This window comes from Paracoccus sp. JM45 (assembly GCF_003590715.1).
In the GTDB taxonomy this organism is placed as follows: domain Bacteria; phylum Pseudomonadota; class Alphaproteobacteria; order Rhodobacterales; family Rhodobacteraceae; genus Paracoccus.
The window spans coordinates 1-22,548 of sequence record NZ_QQVY01000011.1 but is presented as its reverse complement, the minus strand read 5'-3'; the positions used below and the strand labels follow the sequence as shown (position 1 = coordinate 22,548).

The window sequence follows — 22,548 nt, the reverse complement described above, 5'->3', positions numbered from 1 at the left end:
AAAAGATGAAAGGTTCCATTTTTACAAAGGCGACCCGTTGTCTGATTTGCCCCCCAGCCCTGCAAAGACCGACCTTGGCAACCTGTCGCGCGTGGGTCGCGAATCCCTGCAAGAACGGGTCTATCAGGAATTAAGCCGGTCCCTTGTCCATGGCGCGTTCGAGGCGGGACAGGTGCTGCGGATGCAGGTACTTGCCGATACGCTGGACGTCTCGATCATGCCCGTCCGAGAGGCATTGGCACGGCTGGTCTCCGAAAACGCATTAGAGGTAATGCAGTCGCGTTCGGTCCGCGTCCCCCTGATTACCGAAGCACAGCTAAGCGACCTGATGCGCGCCCGCTGTCTGGTCGAGGGAGAGCTGGTCCGTCTGGCCATCGACCATCTGACCACCGCCGATCTGGACGACCTGAGGCAGCAGACCAAAGCATGCGAGGACGCCTTCGCCCGTCTGGACACCGAACAGGCCGTGCAGACATCGATGCTGAACCATGATTTCCATTTCTCGATCTATCGTGCGGCAAAATCGCGGGTGCTTTTGCCTGTCGTGCGCAGTCTGTGGCTGCAATCGGGGCCCTATGTCCGCATGGCTGCGACCATCTATACCCGTAATCCTGCGGTTGCTGCCGTCCACCACCATTGGGCGCTGATCGAGGCATTACAGGCCCGCAGCCCTGTCCGTGCCGAAGCCGCGCTGCGCGATGACATCACCCAAAGCTTTACGCTGATCCGCGATGAATTACGCAAAGGGGAACTGCCGCGATGACCGAAACCGATATGTTCGATCTTTACGATCTGCGGGTCGAGGTGGTCGCCCCTGATGGTGGGGCCATCCATTGCGGGGCCAAGGTCGGCGATTACTTCGAACTGCAGGGCGAAATGCTGTATCTGCCCCCCGGTCAGGGGTTCTCGATCTATTCATTGGCGGCGCTGATGCCGCTTTTGCCCGCAAAACAGCGCCCCACCGCCCGCGCCGACTGGATGAGCACGGACGCCGAAGTGGCCTGCCCCGACCCCAATTGCACCACCCGTTTCCGCATCACCCGCATCGCGACGCGCCGTTTCCGCCATTCAGACACCACTGCCGTCCCATTGACATGAGGTCCCTATGACATCCCCCACACGCATCGATCTGGCCCCCGAATATTCGATCTCGCGGGTGATCCGCGGGGGATGGCAACTGGCGGGGGATCATGGAACCGTCGATGATGCGACCGTGGTTCAGGATATGATCGCCTTTGCCGATGCGGGCATCACGACCTTCGATTGCGCCGATATCTATACCGGCGTCGAGGCGAAGATCGGCGCTTTCCGCAAGGAATATGCCAACCAACGCGGACAGGCCGCATTGGACCGTATCCGCATCCACACCAAATGCGTTCCCGATCTGGGCAATCTGGGCAGCCTGACCCGCGAGGGCTTGCAGGAAACCACCGACCGGTCTCGCGACCGGTTGGGCGTCGAGCGGCTGGATCTGGTCCAGTTCCACTGGTGGGATTATGCCCAAGGTGACTGGTTGCAGGCCGCTGGCTGGCTGCGGGAATTCCAGAACGAGGGTCGCATCAACCTGTTGGGCGGGACGAATTTCGACACCGATCATGTCGCCGCGATGTTGGACAACGGCATCAGGCTGGCATCGATGCAGGTGCAATATTCGCTGCTGGACCGCCGCCCTGAAAAGGCAATGACGGCACTGGCGGCAAAACACGGATTCTCCTTCCTGTGCTATGGCACCGTCGCGGGCGGGTTCCTGTCCGACCGCTGGCTGGATGTGCCCGACCCCGGTATGGCCTTTGCGAACCGATCCTTGGTCAAATACCGTCTGATCATTCAGGATCTGGGCGGCTGGGATCTGTTCCAATCGCTGCTGGCCACCCTGCGCCGCGTTGCGGACCGCCATAACAGCGACATTGCAACCGTGGCTTCCGCCGCAATGCTGGCACGTCCGCAGGTGGCTGCGACCATTGTGGGGGCCCGCAACGCCAACCATCTGGCCGCCAATCTGGCGATCACCGCGCTGGAACTGACTGCCGCCGATCTGGCCGCCATCGACACCGCCCTTGCAGGTGCCGCAACGCTAGAGGGTGATGTCTACGGGCTGGAACGCGACCGCACAGGTCGTCACGGCGCGATCATGAAATACAATCTGAACAAAGAAGAGGTCTGAACCTCTCGTCCATAAGACTGACGGCCACTCCAACAGAGGAACACCCCATGAAAAAGCGGATCTTTGCGACAAGCCTTTCGGCCATGGCGCTTTTTGCTGCCGCAGGTCATGCCTGCGACGTTGAAATCGGTCTTGTGATGGAACTAACGGGCCCCGCAGGTGCCTATGGTCAGGCCGGTGCCAAGGCGGTCGAAATGGCCTTTGCCGATATGAATACCGCCGGTGGCGTGCTGGGATGTCAGATTGTCACCGACACGCGCGACAGCCAAAGCCAGGGCAATGTCGCGGTCGATCAGGCCACGCAGCTGGTCAATATCGACAAGGTGCCGGTGGTGATCGGCGGCATCATCTCGTCCGTTTCGATCCCGATCCTGACCTCGGTTACGGGGCCTGCGAAGGTGGTGCAGGTTTCACCCGCATCATCATCGCCGACGCTGACGTCACTGGCGCAGGATGGCAAAACGGACGGATACTTCTTCCGGACCATCACCTCGGACGCGTTGCAGGGAACGGCTGCGGCAAAATACGCGATGGATCAGGGGCTGACCAAGCTGGCGATCATCCATGTGAACAATGATTTCGGCCTGAACATGATGCGCGAATTCACCACCGCCTATCAGGCATTGGGCGGGCAGATTACCTCGACCACGCCCTACAATGAAAAACAGGCAAATTATTCATCCGAGGCTGGCGCCGCGATGAAAGACGACCCCGAGGCGCTGTATCTGATCAGCTATCCGGTGGATGGCGCGACCATTGCGCGGTCATGGATTTCCAATGGCGGGCCGCAGAAATTCCTACTGAACGACGGGATGAATTCCGAAGAATTCATCAATGCGGTCGGTCCGCAATATCTGGAACAGGCCTTCGGCACATCGTCAGGCACAGCCGAAACCGCATCGACCGCGTATTTTCAGGATAATTTCGCCAATGTATCGGGCGGCATTGCAGCGGATGCCCCTGCGGCGGACCGGTCCTATGACGCGGGTGCCATCGTCGCGCTGGCCGTCGCGCAGGCAGGTGAGGCGACGCCCGAAAAGATCCGTGACGCGATCCACGCTGTCACCGACCCTGAAGGCGAGCCGATCCACGCCGGACCCGATGAATTCAAAAAGGCACTGGCGCTGATCGCGGAAGGCAAGCCGATCAAATACGAAGGCGTCATCGGTCCGGTCAGCTTTGACGGAAACGGCGATATCACCGGCCCGTTCCGACTGTGGAAGATCACTGATGGCAAGGTCGAAACCGTCGATACGATGTCCGCCGAAACCGTATCCGGCCTGAAGGCCGAAATGTAAGACAGGGGCCAAGGGGCAGCACCCCTTGGCCCTTTTGTCAGAACGCGTTGCGTTCGTGATAGGTCTTCAGGAAGGCCTTTATCCGCGCATCTTCGGGGCTGTGCAGGATGCGGGTCGGGGCATCGACGGCCACCAGCTCGCCCGCCTCCATAATGGCGACCTGATCGGCGACATGGGCGGCAAAGCCCATTTCATGCGTGACGACGACCATGGTCATGCCTTCGGCGGCCAGGGTCTTCATGACGTTCAACACCTCACCCACCAGTTCGGGGTCCAATGCGCTGGTCGGTTCGTCAAACAGCATCAGGCGCGGTTCCATCGCGATGGCGCGGGCAATCGCGACCCGCTGTTGCTGCCCACCCGACAGACGTGCGGGGTGGTTGGCCACCTTGTCCGACAGGCCGACCTTTTCCAGCGCCTCGGCGGCGCGTGCCGCCGCCTGATCCTTGCTGAAACCACGCACACGGACCAGCCCTTCGGCGACGTTTTGCAGCGCAGTCATATGTGGCCACAGGTTGAACTGCTGGAACACCATGCCAATAGAGCGGCGCATATCGCGCAGCTTGCGTGCGGGCATGCGCGAACCGCCGGGGCTGTCATAGCCGATCATCTGGCCGTCGATGCGAACCTCGCCCGCGTCATATTCCTCTAGGAAATTCATGCAGCGCAGCAGGGTTGATTTGCCCGACCCCGACGGGCCGATCAGACAGGTCACCTTGCCCGGCGGGATCGTCAGGTCGATGCCTTTGAGAGCCTGAAACGGGCCATAGAATTTATCCAGCTTGCGGATCTCGACAGAGGATGCCTGAACCATATCAGGTCCTTTCGATCAGATGTTTCGTGATGCGGGTTTCCAGCTTGCGCCCCACGCGCGATATCGCCTCGACCAAGGCCCAGAAGAACAGCGCCAGTACAAGGTTCGCCTCGACATAGCGGAAGGTTTCGGTCGACATGCGCTGGACCTGATACATCAGTTCCGGCACGGTGATGATCGACAGGATCACCGTTTCCTTGGTCAGGATGATCGAGAAATTGACCAGCGCAGGCAGCGCCGACACCAGCCCCAGTGGCAACAGGATGCGCTGGATGATGGTGGCCTCGGTCATGCCGATGGCGCGTGCGGCCTCGATCTGACCTTCGGGGACCGCACGGAAGGCCGACCGGAAGATTTCCGCGAAATAGGGGCTGCCATAGATGGTCAGACCCAGCAATCCGGCAGGCAACGCGTCCAGCCGCAGCCCGATCAGCGGGCCGCCGTAATACAGCACGAACAGCTGCACCAGAAAGGGCGTGCCGCGGATCACCTCGATATAGACCTGCAACAGCCAGCGGACGGGTTTGGGGCTGTAGCGTTGGATCAACGCGATGATCAGGCCCAGCACTATGCCCAGCACGGTGCCAAACAGCCAGCAAAAGATGGTGATGCCAAAGCCGCGCAGCAGCATCGGCGCATATTGTTGAAGAACCGAGACATCCATCAGACGGCCATCCTGTGTTCAAGATAGCGGCCCAGCCCCGCCAGGCACAGGTTGATCGCCAGATAGATGCAGGCGGCGGCGATATAAACTTCGAGCGGGCGGAAGGTCATCGCAGCCTGCGCCTGACTGGCGCGCGTCACCTCAAGAATGCCGACGACGGAGACCAGCGATGATGCCTTAACCAGCAGGATCAATTCATTGACCAGCGCGGGCAGCGACATGACCACGGCCTGCGGCAGGATGATCCGGCCCCAGACATCGCGCGGCCCCATGCCGATGGCAACGGCAGCCTCGGCCTGACCGCGCGGCAGGGCACCGATTGCGCCGCGCCAGATTTCGCTGATATAGGCGCTGGCGCAGATGCCGACGGTAATCACGGCGGCCGCGATGGCGGGCACATTGATGCCGATCACGGGCAGCAGGTAATACATCAGCAGCAGTTGCACCAGCAGCGGCACCCCGCGCAGGAAACTGACCCAGATGGCGGCAAAGCGGCGGGCGGCGGGCCAGCGCGACAGGCCGGCCGCACAGATCAGCGCGCCGATCACCAGCCCAAGGGCAATGCCAAGGCCCGACACCAGCAAGGTATACCTTGCAGCCCAAAGCAGCGGCTCGAAGCTGTCGAGGAAGGTCTGGATGGAAAACATCACAGCTCCGGTTCTTTAAGGGGGTCGGGCAAGGACCGGCCTTGCCCGACAGGTCTTAGTAAGAGGACAGCGGCAGTTCGTTATAGCTGCCAAGCCATTTTTCCTGAATGGCCTGCACGCGACCGTCTTCGGTCATCTTGGCAATCGCATCCTCGATGGCTTTGGCAAAGCTTTCGCTGGCCTCTTCCTTACGCAGCGCCCATGCAAAATAGGTCGGTTCGCCGAATTGTGCAGGTTCGAACAGCGCAAAATTTTCAGGACGGGTTTTGACCAGATAGGTCAGGTTCGGCAGCGAACCCGCCACCGCATCCAGACGACCGGTGGCCAGATCGGCATAAGCCTCATCCGTGGTGCCGTATTCCTTGACCGTCACACCGCCAAGCGTTTCACCATAGGCCTGCAACAGACGGAACTGCGCGGTGCCCTGCTGGACACCGACCGTTTTGCCTGCAATATCCTCGGGGGCGGTCATGTCGTCATTGCCAGCCGATTTGACCAGCGACACGGTCGCGTCGGCGATCGGCGGGGTGAAGGTATAACGTTCCTGACGTTCAGGCGTCACGGTCACGGGGGCGATGATGATGTCGAACTTGCCAACTTCCAGACCCGGCAGTTCGGCGGTCCACGGAATGTCCTGATAGACCGGTTCGACACCGATTTCCTTGGCAACCTCGTCGAACAGGTCCTTGGTCATGCCTTCATAGGTGCCGTTGTTCAGCATGTCGAAGGGCGCATAATGCATGTCGGTGGCGGTGATGATCTTGCCCGCCGCTTTGATGTCTTCCAACTGGTCGGCCAGCACGGGTGTGGCCATGCCAAGGGCTGCAAGCCCGAACACGGCACCTTTCAGGGTCGCTCTAACAGTCACATCGATCTCCTTGTTGGTTATGGGGGTCTTATCAACAGATCGGGGGAAACTGCCAATGCCGTTTTATCCTTCTTTCAACATCAGGAATGTCCGGTGGGGATGGATGACACTGTTTCGGGCAGTTCGGACAGCTTTGGCGGGGAAATAAGTCGATGCGGGTTCATACGCCAAAGACCGCGCGCCAGCGTTGTGAATGATGCGGTATGAACAGAGCGGGGGGATTCAGGACGTTTACAGTAATCGGTCAGGGTGACTGCCTGCGTCACTTACATCCGCCACACCGGTGCATTTGACCCGAGGCACCGGACATTGCCGGTCTGATCCGTCACAAGCAAGCGCAGCGCACCGCTGGAAAGACCAAAATGCCGCAAGCCGGTTCGAAACTTTTAGTCCTGAGGACGCCGGCGGCAAAGCAGTCCGGACCATATCGACGAAACCGCCCCCGACCGGAAAACCGGTCGGGGGCGATTGTTAGCTTGTTCCCGTCGCTCAGGGCCGGACGGCGACGACTTCGATTTCAACCAGCCATGAGGGGTTTGCCAGTCCGGCGACCTCGAAGACGGAACGGGTCGGCAAATTCGGCTGGTCTTCGGTGCCGAAATACTTGGTATAGCCATCCATGAAGCCGCTGAAATCCATTCCGTCTGCGCCATCAGGCGCGACCAAATAGGCCTGCATCTTGACGACATCACCCATGGTCAGGTCCAGCGCGGTCAGCTTTGCCTCGATCGAGGCCAGCGTGCTTTCGGTCTGGGCGGCGGTGTCACCGAATTGTTCGGGCGATCCTGCCTCGGCCTCGGCGTCGATGACCTGCGGGACGGTGCCGCTAAGATAGACCAGCGTTGCATCGGCGGGAATTTCCACCGCTTGCAGGATCGGGAAATCCGAATTCGGGATCGGATGGCGCGTGACCTCGGCTGTTGCTGCACCTGCGCCCAGAACAAGGGCGGTCGTTGCCATGGCGATAAGGGAATGTTTCATTCGTGCTCCGCTTTGTTAGTATCTTCGGGTTCGACCGGACGGGAATTGGCGACGGTTTCAAGGGTGGCATCGGGTTCGAAACTGTTGCCAAGTCCGGTTTGCAGATATGTTGTCAGGGCGACAATCTGTTCGTCATTCAGGAATGTCCCGAATGCGGGCATCCCCGCCTGCCCGTTCACGATCAGCGTGATGGGATAGGCTGAATATTCAAGGTTCGGGTTGCCGGACAGTGCCGGATAGTGCCCCGCACCAACCGCGCCTTCGCCACCGGGCATATGGCAACCCGCACAAAGGGTCTGGTACAGAACCTCGCCGTCGGTAGAGGTATAGCCCGCCGAACCAAAGACCGTATCTTCGGCAAAGCTGGACATATCCGCGGATTGGGCATGGGCCGCGACAGCGCAGAAAGAGGTCAGGGCAGCGATGGTCAGAAATGAGGTTTTCATAGCTTCACCCGTTGATGACTTTGTCATGAAGACGCGTGATCGCGTCCAGCGACGACAGGATCGAACCTTCCTGCCAACCCGCGATATAGGACAGATGCTCACCCGCGCAGACGACGCGGTTGTCGATCTTGATCGCCTCGGCATAGCCTTGGCTTTCGCGGTCTTCCCAAACGCCCGAACATCCCAGAACCCAAGGCACCTTGTGCCATGACACCGCGACACCTGCCTTGAATTCCTCGCGGTATTGGGGGTGGATCTTTTCACCCTGACGCAAGGCCCATTCGATCCGTTCGGCGGGCTGCATGGCGTTGAACTTAAAGGTATCCGTCCCGCGCCATGTATAGCAGCCCAACAGAACCGCAGGCCCGTCCGAATGATAGCCGGTCGAGGGATAGCTGATCTGCGAAATTGCCTGATCGGTATAGCTGATCCCGCCGTAGATCTGTTCATCCTCTTCCCAGAAGCGGCGCTTGAATTCCAGACCGACCTTGGTCGAACCGTTATAGAACATCGAGCTGATGACGTTCGACAGCCCCGACGACAGATTGTGGTCGATCTGTCCCAGAACCGAGAATGGGATCGTGCAGACACAGTAATCAGCGGTGCTGGTTTTGGTACCGCCGCCTGCGGTATCTTCCCAAGTGACGGTCACGCCATTGTCGTCTTGCTGAAGCGAGGTGACCTTGGCGTTATAGGTGATCAGATCGCCGACCTCGCGTTCGAACCCTTTGGCGATGCCGTCCATACCACCGACGGGCTGGAACATCGGGGCCCAGTGTTCCAGTGATTCATGCTGGCCAAGCGACCGCCACAATTGCGACTGGATAACCTGACTGGGATCATAAAGATCCGATGCGACGGGGGCCGCGCCCTCGCCCCCGCCGGGCTGCTTTTCGTATCCGCGATAGCCGCTGGTCTTCAGGCTTTTTGCATAGGCGTTCTGGTCGTCCAGCACCCCGAAGCTGCGCAGGCTTTCAATCAGCATCTCGCGGTCGTCTTCGGTGACCAATTCGTCCAGCTTGCCCTGATCGACGGCCTTGGCCAGCAATTCAGAAATATGGCCGCGATAGTCGGTCTTGATTTTTCCCATCCGCTGCGGCTTGCCGTCAAAGGCGTCGCTGCGATGCACATAGGCGTTGTAATCGGTCTGGACGAATGGCTCCAGCGGGACTTTCAGGCGTTTGCAGTAATCCATGACCGCATAGTGATGGTGCGGCAAACGCCACGGGCCGGGGTTGATATAGTTCCCTTCGGCGAAATCGACCGTCTGCTTGGCCCCGCCCAATTCGGTGTATTCATCGCCCGAACGCAGCGTCCAGCAACGGCCACCGGCCTTTTCGCGGTATTCCAGCACCTCGACCTGATAACCGGCTGCCCGCATTTCCAACGCTGCCGTCATGCCGGCAAGACCTGCACCAAGGATCAGGACCTTGGCCCCCTTCGGATCGCCATCCAGCTTGACCGGGCCGGTATAATTCGACGCCGCCGCCTGCCCCATCGAGGCCATGGCGTAATACATCGCGGAACTGCCCGCGGCTGTGCCGATCATGCCCAGCAGATTGCGTCTGGTGAATTGGGTCATGTCACATCTCCCTCTTTGCGCATGCCTCGGGACATCTGGAAACGCCCTTGGCGCTATGACGAACATCCCGTGACAGGACAGCTGACTTGTCTCATGTGCCGGAATTGACGTTCACCCGTCAGTTGTAAATGCTAGGCGGTGCGACCTTACCGTGCAAGCTTTGCGTTGCACGTTCTGCAAGCAGCTTGGGCGTTTTTGTCGCAGATACCGATGCATAAGCATGCAGTTTACACGCGAGACCCGACGTTATCTGGTCCAATTCAAGCGCTTGTCTGTACTGGACGCCCTTCCACCGACCAGTTGTGCGGAACGCGGTCGGAAAATCGGGCCATAAGGCCCGATGCATCTTCATATGGCTGACCTGCCACCGGATCCGCATAAATCCAGCAACCATTTGCTGAACGATTGCGATGAAGGGCGGGTCTCGCCCCCGTTCGGGGTCACCAGATAATAGGCGAACATCGTCGGGAAACTGTGGCCGAACGGATTGACCAACGTGCCGCTTCGCAATTCAGATTGCACCATGCTTTCGGCAAACAGCGATATGCCCAGCCCGTTTGCCGTCGATGCCAGTTGGAAATGGCGATCCTCCAGCGTGGTCTGCCGACGGTTCGACGCCAAATCCAGCTGCGCGTTTTCGAACCATTCCGCCCACATGCATTTGTCATCGACATGCAGCAATGGACAACCGGCGACATCGGCAAGGCAATTGATCGGGTGGCGTTCCAGAAATTGCGGGCTGCAGACCACCACCATGCGTTCCGACCATAAGGGCACCCCCGAAAAACCCGGCCATCCGCCCCTGCCCCACTGGATCCCCAGATCGGCAAAGTCGCCTGCCGCAGCCATGCTGGCATAGCTGTTGTTGTGGCTTTGGAAGGTCAGTTCCAGTTCGGGATGGGCTTCCCAGAAGCTGCCCAGTCTGGCGGACAGCCAGCGACTGGCGAACATCGGCAGGACGGCGACCCTGACAAGGCGGGTGGTATTGGCAACCTCGTCCAGCCCTGCACGGATGGCCCCCAGCCCGCGTTCGACGTGACCCGCAAGGATCGCGCCTTTGGCCGTCAGGCGCAGCCCGACGGCGGAACGGTCGAAAAGAAGCGCGCCGATCTCGTCTTCCAATTTCTTGATATGATAGCTGACCGAACTTTGGCTGACATTCATCTCTTTGGCTGCGTGGGTCAGATTTTGCGTCCGCGACACCGCACTGAAAACCTGCAGTGATTTGATATTGTTTATTCTCTGCATTGATTGCCCCCTCCAGATCAATCAGCAGCGTCCCCTCCCAAGGTCGCTATCGGGATGCAGGTTAGCATCTAAAAATTCGATGATGTTACAAAATCTTTGCGTTTCTGTCCGTCCGGTTCCTGCCCCTATGCTGCAATCGGGTCGCCCATGGCGCCAAAGGGGGGAGAACATGCATACCGACGTTCTGGAGGTCGACGGCCTCTGCAAGTCGTTCGGCGGCGTGAAGGCGCTGCGCGATCTGTCATTCACCATCCGGCAGAACGAGGTTCTTGGCCTGATCGGCCCGAACGGTTCCGGAAAATCAACCACCGTCAATATGCTAAGCGGGGCAATGCCGCCAACCAGCGGGCAATTACGCCTTGGTGGCGTCCGCGTCGAAGGGCTGAACCAGTGGGACAGGGTCGCGATGGGGCTGACACGCACCTATCAGACAGCCAGCGTGTTTCCGGAATTCACTGTCCGTGAACATGTTATGCTGGGCTGCGAGGCACGCCGCACTGTCAGCCCCGTGGCCCATGCCTTCCGTTTGCGCCGCAACAGGGCGGAAGACCGCCAGATGCAGGAACGTGTCGATCAGGCGCTGGAATTGACCGGCCTGACCGGTGACCGCGATACGATTGTCGGCGTGCTGTCAGCAGCGCAACAGCGTTTCCTGATGATCGCGACCGCATTGGCATCCAGCCCGCGGGTCATCCTGCTGGATGAACCTGCCGCGGGGATGATTTCGCATGAACGCGAAACACTGGCGGGGATGATCGGGCGTATCCGCGATGCCGGAATTTCAGTGCTGGTCATCGAACACCACATGGCCCTGATCATGGAGGTTTGCGACCGGATCGTTGTGCTGAACTTTGGCGCGCCGATCGCGCAGGGAACGCCTGCGGAAATCCGCGGGAACCGTGCCGTGATCGATGCCTATCTGGGGGAGGCTGTCTGATGCTGGAAATCCAGAGCCTGCGCACCGGCTATGGCCCGATCGAGGTGGTGCACGGCATCGATATGACGGTGCGCGAAGGTGAATGTGTTGCCCTGATCGGGGCGAATGGTGCGGGGAAAAGTTCGACCCTGAAAACGATCTGCGGATTGCTGCCCGCCCGTTCGGGCCAGATCCGTTTCGACGAGCAGGATATCACGAACCGCAAAGGCCATGCCATCGTCAAGGCAGGCATCACCATGTGCCCCGAAGGGCGTCAGGTCTTTCCCGGAATGACCGTAATGCAGAATCTGCGTCTAGGGGCCTACGCCCGCAAGGGGGCGGATCTGGACCAGATGCTGGATATGTTTCCCATCCTGCGTGAACGCGCGGGACAGGCGGCGGGCACCCTGTCGGGCGGGGAACAGGAAATGCTGGCCATCGCGCGGGCGCTGATGTCGCAGCCGCGCCTGTGTATTTTCGACGAGCCCTCATTGGGGCTGGCACCGAAAATCGTGGCCGAGGTCGCAGAGACCATCGCCCGTATCAAGGCGACGGGAATGACCATCCTGCTGGTCGAACAGAATTCGCTTATGGCGCTTCGGCTGGCCGATCGGGCCTATCTGTTTGAAGCCGGAGAGATCGTGCTGGAGGGCACGGGAGCCGAGCTGCAGACCCACCCCGAGGTCGTTAAGGCCTATCTGGGACACTGAGCCGGACATATATAGAGGGAGGAGAGAACATGATGGGGAAGTCACTTTTAACATGCAGCGTTGCGGCGCTGTTGCTAGGAACCGGCAGTCTTGCCGCACAGGAAACGCTGAAAATCGGCGTGGCAGATGCGCTGACAGGCGGGGCCGCGGTCTATGGCCTGCCGCAGGCCAATTCGGTTGAAATGGCCGCCGATGAAATCAATGCGGCGGGCGGCATTTCGGTCGGAGACGAGACCTATATGCTGGATGTCATCGTCTATGACGATAAGGCCAACCCGACCGAGGCCACAAACGCCGTGCGTAAGCTGATCGACCGTGACGGCGTGAAATATATTCTCGGGTTTTGCTGTTCGGGGGCGACAGGCGCCATCGCCTCGTTCATTGGATACGAGGATGCGGTCATGCTGGTGGGCAATGCCGCCGAACGGTCCATCACGACGCAGGGTCTGACCAATCTTGTCCGCACACGCCCGCCTGCCGATTATACGGGGGCCGCCGCCGGTGCATTTGTCGCGCGGCAAGGACATAAGCGCGTCGCAGTGTTGGGTGCTTTGGAAACGTCGTTCTATGCCAGCTATGTCGAGGCATTCGAGGAAGAATTCGCCAAATCCGGCGGCGAGGTGATCGCACATGAGGTTTTTGCCTCGAAGGATCGCGATATGTCCCCGCAGTTGACCAAGATCCGCGCGATGGACCCCGATGCCCTGCTGGTGGTCGGCTATGTCGAACCCGCGGCCTTCGCCTATCGCCAATCGACCGAGCTAGGCATGGATATCCCCCGCTATGGTTTTACGTCCGGCAGCGAGGAACAGTTCCTGCGCGTGGCCACCACCGAACAGATGGAAGGTGTCTGGGACCTGCGCCCGACCGAACTGACCCTGCAATCGACCACCGATGCGGGGCTGGCCTATCATGAACATTATCTGGAACGGTTCGGGGACGCGCCCTCGCCCAGTTCGCCCTATGCCTATGATCAGGCGTGGGCACTCAAGCATGCGATCGAGGCTGCCGGATCGGTCGATGATACCGAAGCCGTCGCTGCCGCATTGCGCGATCTGAAAATTTTCCCCGAAGCGGTCATGCAATACCGTCCGGTCAACGGGAAGATGTTCGATGATAACGGACAGGCCTATACCGCCAATGGCGCGTTCCAATGGCAGGACGGGCATTGGGTCTTTGTCGAGGAGCTGCCCTCGGACCCGGAAGCCTATTCGGAGTTTCTGTCCTCGTTGAACTGATCCGCCAGGGCGGCGCCATGGTGCCGCCATTTTCCCGTCTCCAACAAAAGGACTTCTGCCGGCGCGGTATCGCATGCGCCCGGCGGGACGCTGGAAACATGACCGAGATCCTGCAACAAATTATCAATGGCATCGCAATCGGGGGCGTCTATGTCCTGATCGCGCTTGGCCTGACAATCGTCTTCGGCATTCTGGGCATTGCCCATTTCGCCCATGGATCGGTGTCCATGTTCGGCGGATACCTGACCTTCTTTCTGGCAGCACAGCACGGCATCCCGCTGGCACTGGCCATCACTATCGCACTGATCACCGGCATGGTTCTGGGCGTGCTGATCGAGTTGCTGGCGTATCGACCGGTGCGTCATGCCAACCATATCAACGCCTTCATCGTCGCATTGGGCCTGACCATGATGGTCGAGGGGGCAAACCTGCAATTCTTCGGGGCCGAACAGATTGTCATCCCGACAGGTGCCACGCGTGTTTTCAGCATCGGCGGCGTTACCCTGCCCGAACTGCGTCTGTATGTTATTCTGGCCGCCGCCGCCCTGATCGCGGCCATGACCATATTTGTCGAGAAAACGAAAACCGGGCAGGCCATCCGCGCAGTTGCCGAAAACCGCGATGCGGCGATCCTGATGGGCATCAACGTCCAGATGATCCCGCTGGTCGTCTTTGCCATTTCGACAGCGCTTGGTGTCGCGGCGGGCGTGATGGTCGGGTCGCTTTTCGCCATCGCGCCGGGTGTCGGCGAAGGGTTGGTCGTCAAAGGGTTTGCGGTTCTGATCCTTGGCGGTCTGGGGTCGATCCCCGGCGCGGTCGTCGGGGGCATTGTCCTTGGCGTGACCGAAGCACTGGCCGCAGGGTTCATTTCATCCGCCTATAAGGATGTCATCGCTTTCGTCGTGATGATCGCCGTTCTGTTGCTGCGCCCGCAGGGCCTGATGGGAAGGGCCTGAGCCATGAAATTCAAGACACTTCTGATGCTGGCCGCATTGGTGCTGTTCCTTGCCCTGCCCCAGCTGATCACCGTCAAATACTATCTGCATCTGTGCATTCTGGCGCTGATCTGGGTCATCATGGCACAGGGTCAGAACCTGATCCAGGGCTATACCGGCTATGTCTCTATCGTGCAGGCGGGCTTTATGGGCATCGGCGCCTATAGCAGCGCGCTGATGGGCAGCCATTTCGGATTGCCGGTCGGCATGACCATCATTCTTGCACCGTTGGTCACTGCCGTTTTCGCGCTGGTGGCAGGCTATCCCAGTTTGCGGGTCAAGGGGCATTACTTTGCCATCGTGACGCTGGCCTTCAACATGGTGATCTTCATCGTCCTGTTGAACTTTACCCACCTGACAAACGGCGAGGCAGGCATCAGCGGCATTCACAAACCCGGATACGGGCGCGGTGCAATGATCGATTTCTATGATCGTCAGGTCTATTACTACTTCGTGCTGGCCATTGCCGTTCTGATGACCACATTGGCCGCAGTCATCGTCAGATCCCGTATCGGACAGATCCTGCTGGCCATCCGCCAGAACGAGGATCTTGTCGCCTCGGTCGGGGTGGCGGCATGGCGTTACAAGCTGTTCGCCTTTGTCATCAGCGCCATGTTCGCGGGTCTGGCGGGCGCGCTTTACGCCCATTACCAAAGCTTTATCAACCCCGAGATTTTCGGCGTCGCCCAATCGATGGATGCCATTCTTGCGGTGATCATCGGCGGATCGGGAACCTTGACAGGTCCGGTCATCGGCGCGTTTTTCGTGGTCTTCTTGCCCGAATATCTGCGCTTTGCCGACAGTTTCCGCCTGATCCTTTACGGGCTGATCCTGGTTCTGGCGACGATCTTCATGCCGCGGGGCATCGTCGGTCTGGCCCGCGATCTGGGCACGCGTTTCGGGGGCCGCAAATGACCCCAGACGCGCAAGTAACGCTTGATAATATCCGCATCTTTGCGGCGGATATGATCGCCCCGACCGCACCTTTGTGGTCCAAGGGGCAAGCGCCCGAACCCGACCTGTTCCGGAAGGTCGCCGATCTGGGCCTGTTCCGCCTGCAGGTTCCGCAATCCGAAGGCGGCCTTGGTCTTGGTTTTGCGGTCAAGGCCCGCGCCTGTCAGGCACTGGCCGCGGCAGATTTCGGTTTTGCCATGTCGGTGGTCAATACCCATAACGTCGCCGCACGGATTGCCACCAGCGGTTCGCCACAGGCACGGGCTGCCTTTATGCCCGCACTGTTATGGGGCGAAGCCAGCGCCTGCACCGCCCTGACCGAACCCGATGCAGGGTCGGATGTCGCGGCAATGCAGACCAGCGCAAGGCGCGTTGACGACGAATGGGTGCTGAACGGCGAGAAATGCTGGATCGTGAATGCGCGACATGCGGCAACGGCAATCGTCTTTGCCCAGACCGCCGGACAGGGTGATATCGCGGGCATCGCAGCCTTTCTGGTCGATCTGACCGCGCCGGGCTGTCGTCGCAACGCGACCGGCTCCGATTTTGCCCAAGCCAGCGCGGGCACCGGCGGCTTTGTGCTGTCGGATGTGGTGCTGCCCGCTGACAACCTGATCCTGCCTGCCGGTCAGGCCTTTCACAGTATCATGTCGGACATCAACGGCGCGCGAACGTATGTCGCGGCGATGTGCTGCGGCATGCTGGATGCCGCCCTGCATTACGCTGGTGCCTATGGGGCCACGCGTCGGACCTTTGGCAAAACCTTGCAGGCCCATCAGGGCTGGCGACTGCCCTTGGCCCGTGCGGAAACAGCACTGGCAGCAGCCCTTGCCTTGACCGATGCCGCAATCCACGCAATTGATGCAGGGCAGGATGCCCAGTTGCAGGCAGCCTTTGCCAAAGTGGCGGCCACCGATGCGGCATGCACCCATCTGCCCGCCCTGCTGCACGCCATGGGCGCCGAGGGCCTGCGCCCGCAATATCCCATGGCCCGCCATCTTGCTGCCGCACAGATCGCCGCTTTGGTCGACGGCTCGACCGAGATGCTGCTTGAACGGATCGCGAGACTGGCGCGGCCCCTTACCGAAATTCAGAACTGACGAGGATATCATGCGCGTATTCCAGATCCAGGATGACTGGGGCATCGACAACCTGAAACTGGCCGACAGGCCCGTCCCCGAACCCGGTCGCGGTCAGGTGCTGATCCAGATGCGCGCGGCATCGCTGAATGCCCGCGATCTGATCGTGCCCGAACGCGGCTATGGCAGGGCGACCGGCAACCTTCCACTGATCCCCCTGTCCGATGGCGTCGGCATTGTGGTGGAAACAGGTGAAGGCGTCAGCCGTGTGGCCAAGGGGGATCGGGTCTGCCCGACCTATTTCCAGAACTGGATCGGCGGTGCCCCTTCACCGGCGGCATTCGCATCCGCGCTTGGCGGTCCGCTGGACGGGGTGATGGCCGATATGGTCTGCCTGTCCGAAGACGGCGTTGTCCGTGTGCCAGATTACCTGACCGACGCCGAGGCCGCGACCCTGCCCTGCGCCGGCCTGACAGGTTGGAGCGCGATCACCACCCATGGCCGGATCAGCGCCGGTGACCGTGTTCTGGTGCAGGGCACGGGCGGCGTTGCGATGTTCGCGCTGGCCTTTGCTAAGATGCAGGGCGCGCATGTGACAGTCATCTCCTCCAGTGATGAAAAGCTGGAAACCGTGCGCGCGATGGGGGCCGATGCCACCATCAATTATCGCGATACACCCGATTGGGCCCGCGCCAGCCGCGAGGTGACATCCGATCGTGGCGGCTATGATCTGATCGTGGAACTGGGCGGTGCCGAAACGCTGCCACTGTCGCTGCGCGCCATCCGGCCCGGTGGTACAATTGCCATGATCGGCGTTCTGACGGGGCTGCAACTGGATGCCTCATTGGGGCCGATCGTGGCACGTCAGGTGCGATTGCAAGGCGTCACCGTCGGGCATCGTGACGGGTTTGAGGCCATGTTGCGGGCCATGACCCAACATGGCACCCGCCCCGTTCTGGGCAAGACATTCGACTTTGCCGATCTGCGTCAGGCCCTTGAATATCTGCGCGCGGGTCCGGGTTTGGGCAAAACGCTGATCGGGTTCTGACATATGGCCGATCTGATATACCACACACGCCACTGGGCCGGTCAGGACCCCGACCGTCTGGCGTTCCACATGTGCGACACCGCCGAGGATGTCAGTTTTCGCGCGCTTGAAGATCGCGCCAATCAGGGCGCGCATCTGCTGCGACAACTTGGCTTGCAGCGTCAGGATCACCTTATGGTCCTGTTGGAAAACCGGCGGGAATTTCTGGAAATCTGCTTTGCAGCAGATCGCAGCGGGCTGTATTATACCACCGCCAGCACGCATCTGTCGCAAGAGGAACTTGCCTATATCATCCGCGATTGCGGTGCAAATGTGCTGGTCACCTCGGAGCAGTTCGCGGCGCTGACCGATGCAATTGCCCGGCAGATGCCCGATCTGACAATCCTGACCTGCGACGAATGGAACCAACGGGCCGATAGAATGCCCGCAACCCCTATCAAGGACGAGGCGCAGGGTTTGGATATGCTTTATTCCTCGGGGACGACGGGGCGGCCCAAAGGCATCAAATGGCCCATGCCGAACGACCCCCCCGGATCGCGGACAATGCTGATTGACCTTCTGGGCGGGCTGTTCGGCTATGAACGCGACACGCGATACCTGTCACCCGCGCCGCTGTATCACGCGGCTCCCCTGCGCCACAGTATGGTCACCATCAAGTCGGGCGGATCGGCCTTTATCATGGGGAAATTCGACGCGGAAAAATCACTGGCGCTGATCCAGACGCATCATATCACCCACAGCCAATGGGTGCCGACGATGTTTGTCCGCATGCTGAAACTGCCCGATGATATCCGCGGTGCCTATGTTGTGTCCTCGATGCAGATGGCGGTCCATGCAGCTGCCCCCTGCCCGATCGACGTCAAGGAACGGATGATCGACTGGTGGGGGCCGGTGATCCATGAATATTATGCAGGCACCGAAAACAACGGTTTTACCGCGCTGGACACGGTTGAATGGCTGACACATCCCGGCTCTGTCGGGCGGGCGAAACTGGGTCGCATCCATATCTGCGACGAAGACGGCCATGAACTGCCATCCGGTGCCGAGGGAGAGATCTATTTCGAAAACGGCCACCAGTTCATCTATCACAACGATCCCGAAAAGACGGCCGCCAGCCGGAATGCACAAGGCTGGACAACTTTGGGGGATATCGGTCGGGTCGACCCTGCCGGCTATCTGTATCTGACCGACCGCAAATCATTCGTCATTATTTCCGGCGGTGTGAACATCTATCCGCAAGAGGCCGAAAATGCCCTTCTGGCGCATCCCGATGTCCTTGACGCCGCCGTCATCGGCATCCCGAACGAGGATTTCGGCGAAGAGGTCAAAGCCGTTGTCCAGACCACCACAGGACAGGCATCCCCTGCATTGGAACAGGAATTGATCGAATGGTGCCGCGCCCGCCTGTCAGTCATCAAATGCCCGCGCAGCATCGATTTTCGCAAGGCATTGCCACGGACGGAAACCGGCAAACTGTTCAAACGCAAACTTTGGCAGGAATACCGGCAACCCTAGGCGATCCGCGCCCCCATTGGCAGTCCTATGGTCGAAAGGCCAAGGATTGCAAATGGGGGCGCGGGACAGTCGGGTCGTTGAATTCAATCAAGGATCACCACCGGCTTTTCCCGTTGTATCAGAACGACGCAGCCCTCATCCGACCAGACGCGGTGTATCGAACCGGGCTGGTTGCGGACCATCGTTCCGGTGTCATAGGTGCCGGCTTCGTCAGACTGGCTTCCCTCCAGCACGATAATGGTTTCCAGACCGTCATGGCGATGACGCGGCACCGATGCCTTGGGTTCATACCGCGTTAAAGCTGTTTGGCGTCAGGTCCTTTACTTCGAGGCATTCAATCCACCAGTTTCGGAAATCCGGCATGTCGTCGCCGGTGATTTGATCAATCGACTTATCGCCGATCACCTGAACAAGGTTCTGGATAGCTTTCTTGCGGGGGTTCTTCCATCGCCGGATCAGGTCGGGTGACTTACCAAGCGTTCTATCCTTCGCAAGTGTCCAATAAAGCTTAAGACTGCGACTGATGATCAGCGAAGGCTCCTCCGCCCCGCCAAAAAGGGCTGTCGCTTCGCGCATGTCGATAGAGTTCGGCTTATCGCCCGAACGGGTCACAGCAGAAAGCCGATCACGAATCTCATTCAGCAGCAGCTCCGCGACCTTCAGCGCACAGGTAGCGGAAACCCTTCGCTAGCTGCGCGCTGCAGCGAATAACTGCTCGGCATCATCGTCAGCGCGTGCCAGTTTCGCTACCCAGGCTGCGATCATCTTATCCCAAACGGCATGGCCCTTCCTCTGTGCGTTCGACGCAAAATCAGTCTTGAGGCTAACCTAGACATGCTTTCTCGGCTCAACCGATGCATAGCGCTTGGGCATGCGCTTGTAGAAATACAGAGTGCTTTTAACCAAGTTCTCGCGCGTCCCGAGCGTCATACAAACCTCGTCAAGCCGAAGCCTGTATATCACTCGATGTATAGCAAAAAAGATGCATCAAACGGCCAAAACGCTCTGCGTTTGCTGGTTTGCGCATCATCTAAACTGAATGAAATTGGCGGAGCGAGAGTCCTTCAATCCCAGTTCAAAAATCTCTCAACACATTGAAATAAAATATACTTATTATTTAGCGTATATCATTTTGTATAGCAAAATGTATTGCATATCTTACGCGCCTCGGCCTAACAGTCGAGATCATATCTCGCCCGCATTGCGCGAGCCATGCTTTGCATAGGCTTGAATGGCCACGAGTTTCCTAGAATGCCTTCGCGTCTCATCGACCGTTGTCGCTTGAACTAGGCGGGTGAGAATATTCCCTTCTTCGCGCGCTGGCCCTTAATGCTGTAGAATATCTCAATGTAATCGAACACGCCCTACCCGGCGTTGTCACGAACCTAGCGGTCACTCGTCTAATCCTTTCGCGCTTGATGTCAGCGGTGAAATTGCCTGCATCCATTATAGCCTCTTTGATTCAAAATGAGTGAGGATGATGCCCATGAAACGCAAAGGTCTTCTCCACTTGCGCCCCTCCTGAAATGACCGTCTCTTAAGTTCAGCAAAAGGAGGGCGGCATGGACATAACCTTAGTGCATCGAAAGAGGAGTTATCTGAGCCTCGGCATAATCTGCTTGGCTCTACCGAGCTTGGCGCAAGCCCAAGACTATGCCCACGCAAACGAACCCATCGGCACGGTTGAAGATGTCTATAACGGACACTTAACCCCTGATCTGGCGGTCAGCACATTCCGCAATATTGATCGCCTCTTTCCGACACGGACGATCCCGGCAAGCGAGAATCCCCACGAGCTGTCCGAGGCATCTGTCGATCTACTGGACATGATCGACTACAAGGTCGAAGACGCGACCTATGATCTTTATGACTTCCTGTCATTGGATAACGTGACCGGGATGATCGTGCTGAAAGACGGTAAGGTTGTCTACGAGACCTATCAGCGTGGCAACACCCCCGACACGCGCTGGATGTCGATGTCGGTCGCCAAGTCTATAACGTCTACCTTGGTGGGTGCTGCGATCGTTGACGGCTATATCGAGAGTGTGGACGATATGGTGGTCGATTATGTTCCCGAGTTAGCCGGCAGCGCCTATGACGGTGTTAGCATCCGCGACATCCTGCTGATGGCATCCGGAGTAGATTGGAACGAGACATATACGGATCCCGATTCTGACCGCCGCGATCTGCTGCGCGCCCAGATCGAACAGCGCCCCGGCGCTGCGATGGAGGTGATGGCGGCCCTGCCCCGAGCATATGAACCCGGCACTCATCATACCTACTCGACCGGCGAGACGCAGGTGCTGGGCGAGGTGGTTCACGGTGCCGTTGGTATGCCACTGGCGGACTATCTCGCCCAGAAGATCTGGCAGCCCTACGGTATGGAGTCCGAGGCGAACTGGTGGCTGGACAGTGCAGACGGGGTTGAGATCGGCGGCAGTGGTCTGTCTGCAACCTTGCGAGACTTCGCGCGCTTCGGTCAGTTCTTTCTGGACGACGGCGTGATCGACGGCAAATCCATCCTGCCTGAAGGATGGACCGAGACCGCAGGTCAACCGCAAGACCTCAGTAATGGTGAGACGATCGAGTATGGCTACATGTGGTGGCCAGGCTGGACCGAACCATCCATTGCCGACGGCGCCTACGCCGCAATCGGCATCCAAGGGCAGAACATCTATATCAACCCGAAGCGGAATGTCGTGATCGCTACGCATATGGCGCAGCCAAAGCCAGTCGGTCGTGAACCGGTTGATCCCTTGGTCGTCTTCGATGCCATAGCGGCAGCGCTAGACTGAAAGCTACTGGAGCAGAATATGCTCGCGCAACGTAAACGAAGCAACGCGCTCCGAAAAAAATCATTTCACAAGGAGGCCGCGCCTAATAGGCGCGGCAATTGTCGGCGCCGCAGCTGTTGCACGTTATTTTCGATATAGACGACCTTCCCGCACGGACATGCATGTGCTGGGACTCTTCTTGGAGGGGTCAGCTGCGAGGGTCTTGTTCAGGCCTTGTCGTTACTAGATTGATCGACGTAACGTCGTGCTATGACACTCAGCCAAACACAGATCATCAGGTCGCTTGCAGACGCGCTTCAGTGGCTAGAAAAGGAGCTGTCCTGGGGCGCTCCCCTTGCTGAGCTTCGTCACCTCACAGGCCGGATTGGCGAACTTTATGCCGCGATGATCACACGCGGGCAGATGGCGATGGCCGTCAATCAGGTAGGCTATGACGTCGTCTCTGCAGAAGGCGATACGATCTCAGTAAAGACCTTTACAGAGGTGGTCGCAGGAATTCGGACCAGTTGCTAAGCTTTAGCGATTGACGAAGGACTGACCTGAGATGACGAAACGAAAGCGCTATTCTGCGGAGTTCAAGGCGAAG

The 22,548-nt window shown here is 59.1% G+C and carries 24 protein-coding genes; 14 read left to right on the top strand and 10 right to left on the bottom strand.

Annotated features, from left to right (window positions below; genetic code table 11):
• The first annotated feature begins 37 nt into the window (after positions 1 to 37).
• The 4 genes from DWB67_RS13330 to DWB67_RS13315 are packed head-to-tail and all read left to right on the top strand — an operon-like array spanning position 38 to position 3,462.
• Positions 38 to 763: a GntR family transcriptional regulator gene (locus tag DWB67_RS13330; protein ID WP_220475132.1), complete on the top strand. Its 726-nt coding sequence runs from the start codon at positions 38 to 40 to the stop codon at positions 761 to 763.
• Complete coding sequence (locus tag DWB67_RS13325; RefSeq protein WP_119808048.1) at positions 760 to 1,098, top strand: TIGR04076 family protein; 339 nt, start codon at positions 760 to 762, stop codon at positions 1,096 to 1,098. Before DWB67_RS13330 ends, DWB67_RS13325 begins: the two co-directional genes overlap by 4 nt.
• Positions 1,099 to 1,105: 7 nt before the next feature.
• Positions 1,106 to 2,164 carry an aldo/keto reductase gene (locus DWB67_RS13320; RefSeq protein WP_119808047.1) on the top strand — a complete coding sequence of 353 codons (1,059 nt, stop codon included), beginning with the start codon at positions 1,106 to 1,108 and terminating at the stop codon, positions 2,162 to 2,164.
• 47 nt (positions 2,165 to 2,211) lie between these two features.
• Positions 2,212 to 3,462, top strand: coding sequence for an ABC transporter substrate-binding protein (locus DWB67_RS13315; protein ID WP_119808046.1), 1,251 nt, complete (start codon positions 2,212 to 2,214; stop codon positions 3,460 to 3,462).
• 37 nt (positions 3,463 to 3,499) lie between these two features.
• On the opposite strand, the gene DWB67_RS13310 is transcribed toward DWB67_RS13315, so the two are convergent.
• The 8 genes from DWB67_RS13310 to DWB67_RS13275 form a co-directional block, all read right to left on the bottom strand.
• A complete protein-coding gene (locus tag DWB67_RS13310) occupies positions 3,500 to 4,276 on the bottom strand; it encodes an amino acid ABC transporter ATP-binding protein (RefSeq protein WP_119808045.1) in 777 nt (258 codons plus the stop codon).
• Between the two features lies 1 nt (position 4,277).
• The gene (locus tag DWB67_RS13305; RefSeq protein WP_119808044.1) at positions 4,278 to 4,940 is read right to left on the bottom strand and encodes an amino acid ABC transporter permease; all 663 of its coding nucleotides are present in this window, start codon (positions 4,938 to 4,940) and stop codon (positions 4,278 to 4,280) included.
• The gene (locus tag DWB67_RS13300) at positions 4,940 to 5,587 is read right to left on the bottom strand and encodes an amino acid ABC transporter permease (RefSeq protein ID WP_119808043.1); all 648 of its coding nucleotides are present in this window, start codon (positions 5,585 to 5,587) and stop codon (positions 4,940 to 4,942) included. Before DWB67_RS13300 ends, DWB67_RS13305 begins: the two co-directional genes overlap by 1 nt.
• 55 nt (positions 5,588 to 5,642) lie before the next feature.
• Positions 5,643 to 6,455: a transporter substrate-binding domain-containing protein gene (locus DWB67_RS13295; RefSeq protein ID WP_119808042.1), complete on the bottom strand. Its 813-nt coding sequence runs from the start codon at positions 6,453 to 6,455 to the stop codon at positions 5,643 to 5,645.
• A gap of 489 nt (positions 6,456 to 6,944) precedes the next feature.
• The gene (locus tag DWB67_RS13290) at positions 6,945 to 7,436 is read right to left on the bottom strand and encodes a RidA family protein (RefSeq protein WP_119808041.1); all 492 of its coding nucleotides are present in this window, start codon (positions 7,434 to 7,436) and stop codon (positions 6,945 to 6,947) included.
• A complete protein-coding gene (locus tag DWB67_RS13285; RefSeq protein ID WP_119808040.1) occupies positions 7,433 to 7,882 on the bottom strand; it encodes a cytochrome c in 450 nt (149 codons plus the stop codon). Before DWB67_RS13285 ends, DWB67_RS13290 begins: the two co-directional genes overlap by 4 nt.
• A 4-nt stretch (positions 7,883 to 7,886) precedes the next feature.
• Positions 7,887 to 9,464, bottom strand: coding sequence for a flavin monoamine oxidase family protein (locus DWB67_RS13280; protein WP_119808039.1), 1,578 nt, complete (start codon positions 9,462 to 9,464; stop codon positions 7,887 to 7,889).
• Positions 9,465 to 9,812: 348 nt separating this feature from the next.
• Positions 9,813 to 10,712, bottom strand: a complete 900-nt coding sequence (locus tag DWB67_RS13275) for a LysR substrate-binding domain-containing protein (RefSeq protein ID WP_119808038.1) — start codon at positions 10,710 to 10,712, stop codon at positions 9,813 to 9,815.
• A gap of 169 nt (positions 10,713 to 10,881) precedes the next feature.
• Between DWB67_RS13275 and DWB67_RS13270 the strand changes: the two genes are divergently transcribed.
• From DWB67_RS13270 to DWB67_RS13235, 8 genes are all read left to right on the top strand, one after another.
• Complete coding sequence (locus DWB67_RS13270) at positions 10,882 to 11,649, top strand: ABC transporter ATP-binding protein (protein ID WP_119808037.1); 768 nt, start codon at positions 10,882 to 10,884, stop codon at positions 11,647 to 11,649.
• On the top strand, positions 11,649 to 12,338 hold the full coding sequence (locus DWB67_RS13265; RefSeq protein WP_119808036.1) for an ABC transporter ATP-binding protein: 690 nt from the start codon (positions 11,649 to 11,651) through the stop codon (positions 12,336 to 12,338). The genes DWB67_RS13270 and DWB67_RS13265 overlap by 1 nt, the downstream gene beginning before the upstream one ends.
• A 29-nt stretch (positions 12,339 to 12,367) precedes the next feature.
• Positions 12,368 to 13,576, top strand: coding sequence for an ABC transporter substrate-binding protein (locus tag DWB67_RS13260; protein WP_255418676.1), 1,209 nt, complete (start codon positions 12,368 to 12,370; stop codon positions 13,574 to 13,576).
• Between the two features lie 98 nt (positions 13,577 to 13,674).
• Complete coding sequence (locus tag DWB67_RS13255; protein ID WP_119808101.1) at positions 13,675 to 14,532, top strand: branched-chain amino acid ABC transporter permease; 858 nt, start codon at positions 13,675 to 13,677, stop codon at positions 14,530 to 14,532.
• Between the two features lie 3 nt (positions 14,533 to 14,535).
• Positions 14,536 to 15,486, top strand: coding sequence for a branched-chain amino acid ABC transporter permease (locus DWB67_RS13250; protein WP_119808035.1), 951 nt, complete (start codon positions 14,536 to 14,538; stop codon positions 15,484 to 15,486).
• Positions 15,483 to 16,625 (top strand): acyl-CoA dehydrogenase family protein, encoded by a 1,143-nt coding sequence (locus DWB67_RS13245; RefSeq protein ID WP_119808034.1) that lies wholly within the window; start codon positions 15,483 to 15,485, stop codon positions 16,623 to 16,625. The genes DWB67_RS13250 and DWB67_RS13245 overlap by 4 nt, the downstream gene beginning before the upstream one ends.
• Before the next feature lie 10 nt (positions 16,626 to 16,635).
• Entirely contained in the window at positions 16,636 to 17,652 is a 1,017-nt protein-coding gene (locus tag DWB67_RS13240; protein WP_119808033.1) for an NAD(P)-dependent alcohol dehydrogenase, read from the top strand.
• Between the two features lie 3 nt (positions 17,653 to 17,655).
• A complete protein-coding gene (locus tag DWB67_RS13235) occupies positions 17,656 to 19,167 on the top strand; it encodes an AMP-binding protein (protein WP_119808032.1) in 1,512 nt (503 codons plus the stop codon).
• 83 nt (positions 19,168 to 19,250) lie between these two features.
• On the opposite strand, the gene DWB67_RS13230 is transcribed toward DWB67_RS13235, so the two are convergent.
• Entirely contained in the window at positions 19,251 to 19,439 is a 189-nt protein-coding gene (locus DWB67_RS13230; protein WP_119808031.1) for a cupin domain-containing protein, read from the bottom strand.
• A gap of 13 nt (positions 19,440 to 19,452) precedes the next feature.
• A complete protein-coding gene (locus DWB67_RS13225; RefSeq protein ID WP_119808030.1) occupies positions 19,453 to 19,779 on the bottom strand; it encodes a hypothetical protein in 327 nt (108 codons plus the stop codon).
• A 950-nt stretch (positions 19,780 to 20,729) separates the two neighbouring features.
• On the opposite strand from DWB67_RS13225, the gene DWB67_RS13220 reads away from it, so the two are divergent.
• Together DWB67_RS13220 and DWB67_RS13215 are read left to right on the top strand one after the other, a co-directional pair.
• Positions 20,730 to 21,962: a serine hydrolase gene (locus tag DWB67_RS13220; protein WP_119808029.1), complete on the top strand. Its 1,233-nt coding sequence runs from the start codon at positions 20,730 to 20,732 to the stop codon at positions 21,960 to 21,962.
• Between the two features lie 249 nt (positions 21,963 to 22,211).
• Positions 22,212 to 22,475 carry a hypothetical protein gene (locus DWB67_RS13215; protein ID WP_119808028.1) on the top strand — a complete coding sequence of 88 codons (264 nt, stop codon included), beginning with the start codon at positions 22,212 to 22,214 and terminating at the stop codon, positions 22,473 to 22,475.
• Positions 22,476 to 22,548 lie beyond the last annotated feature (73 nt).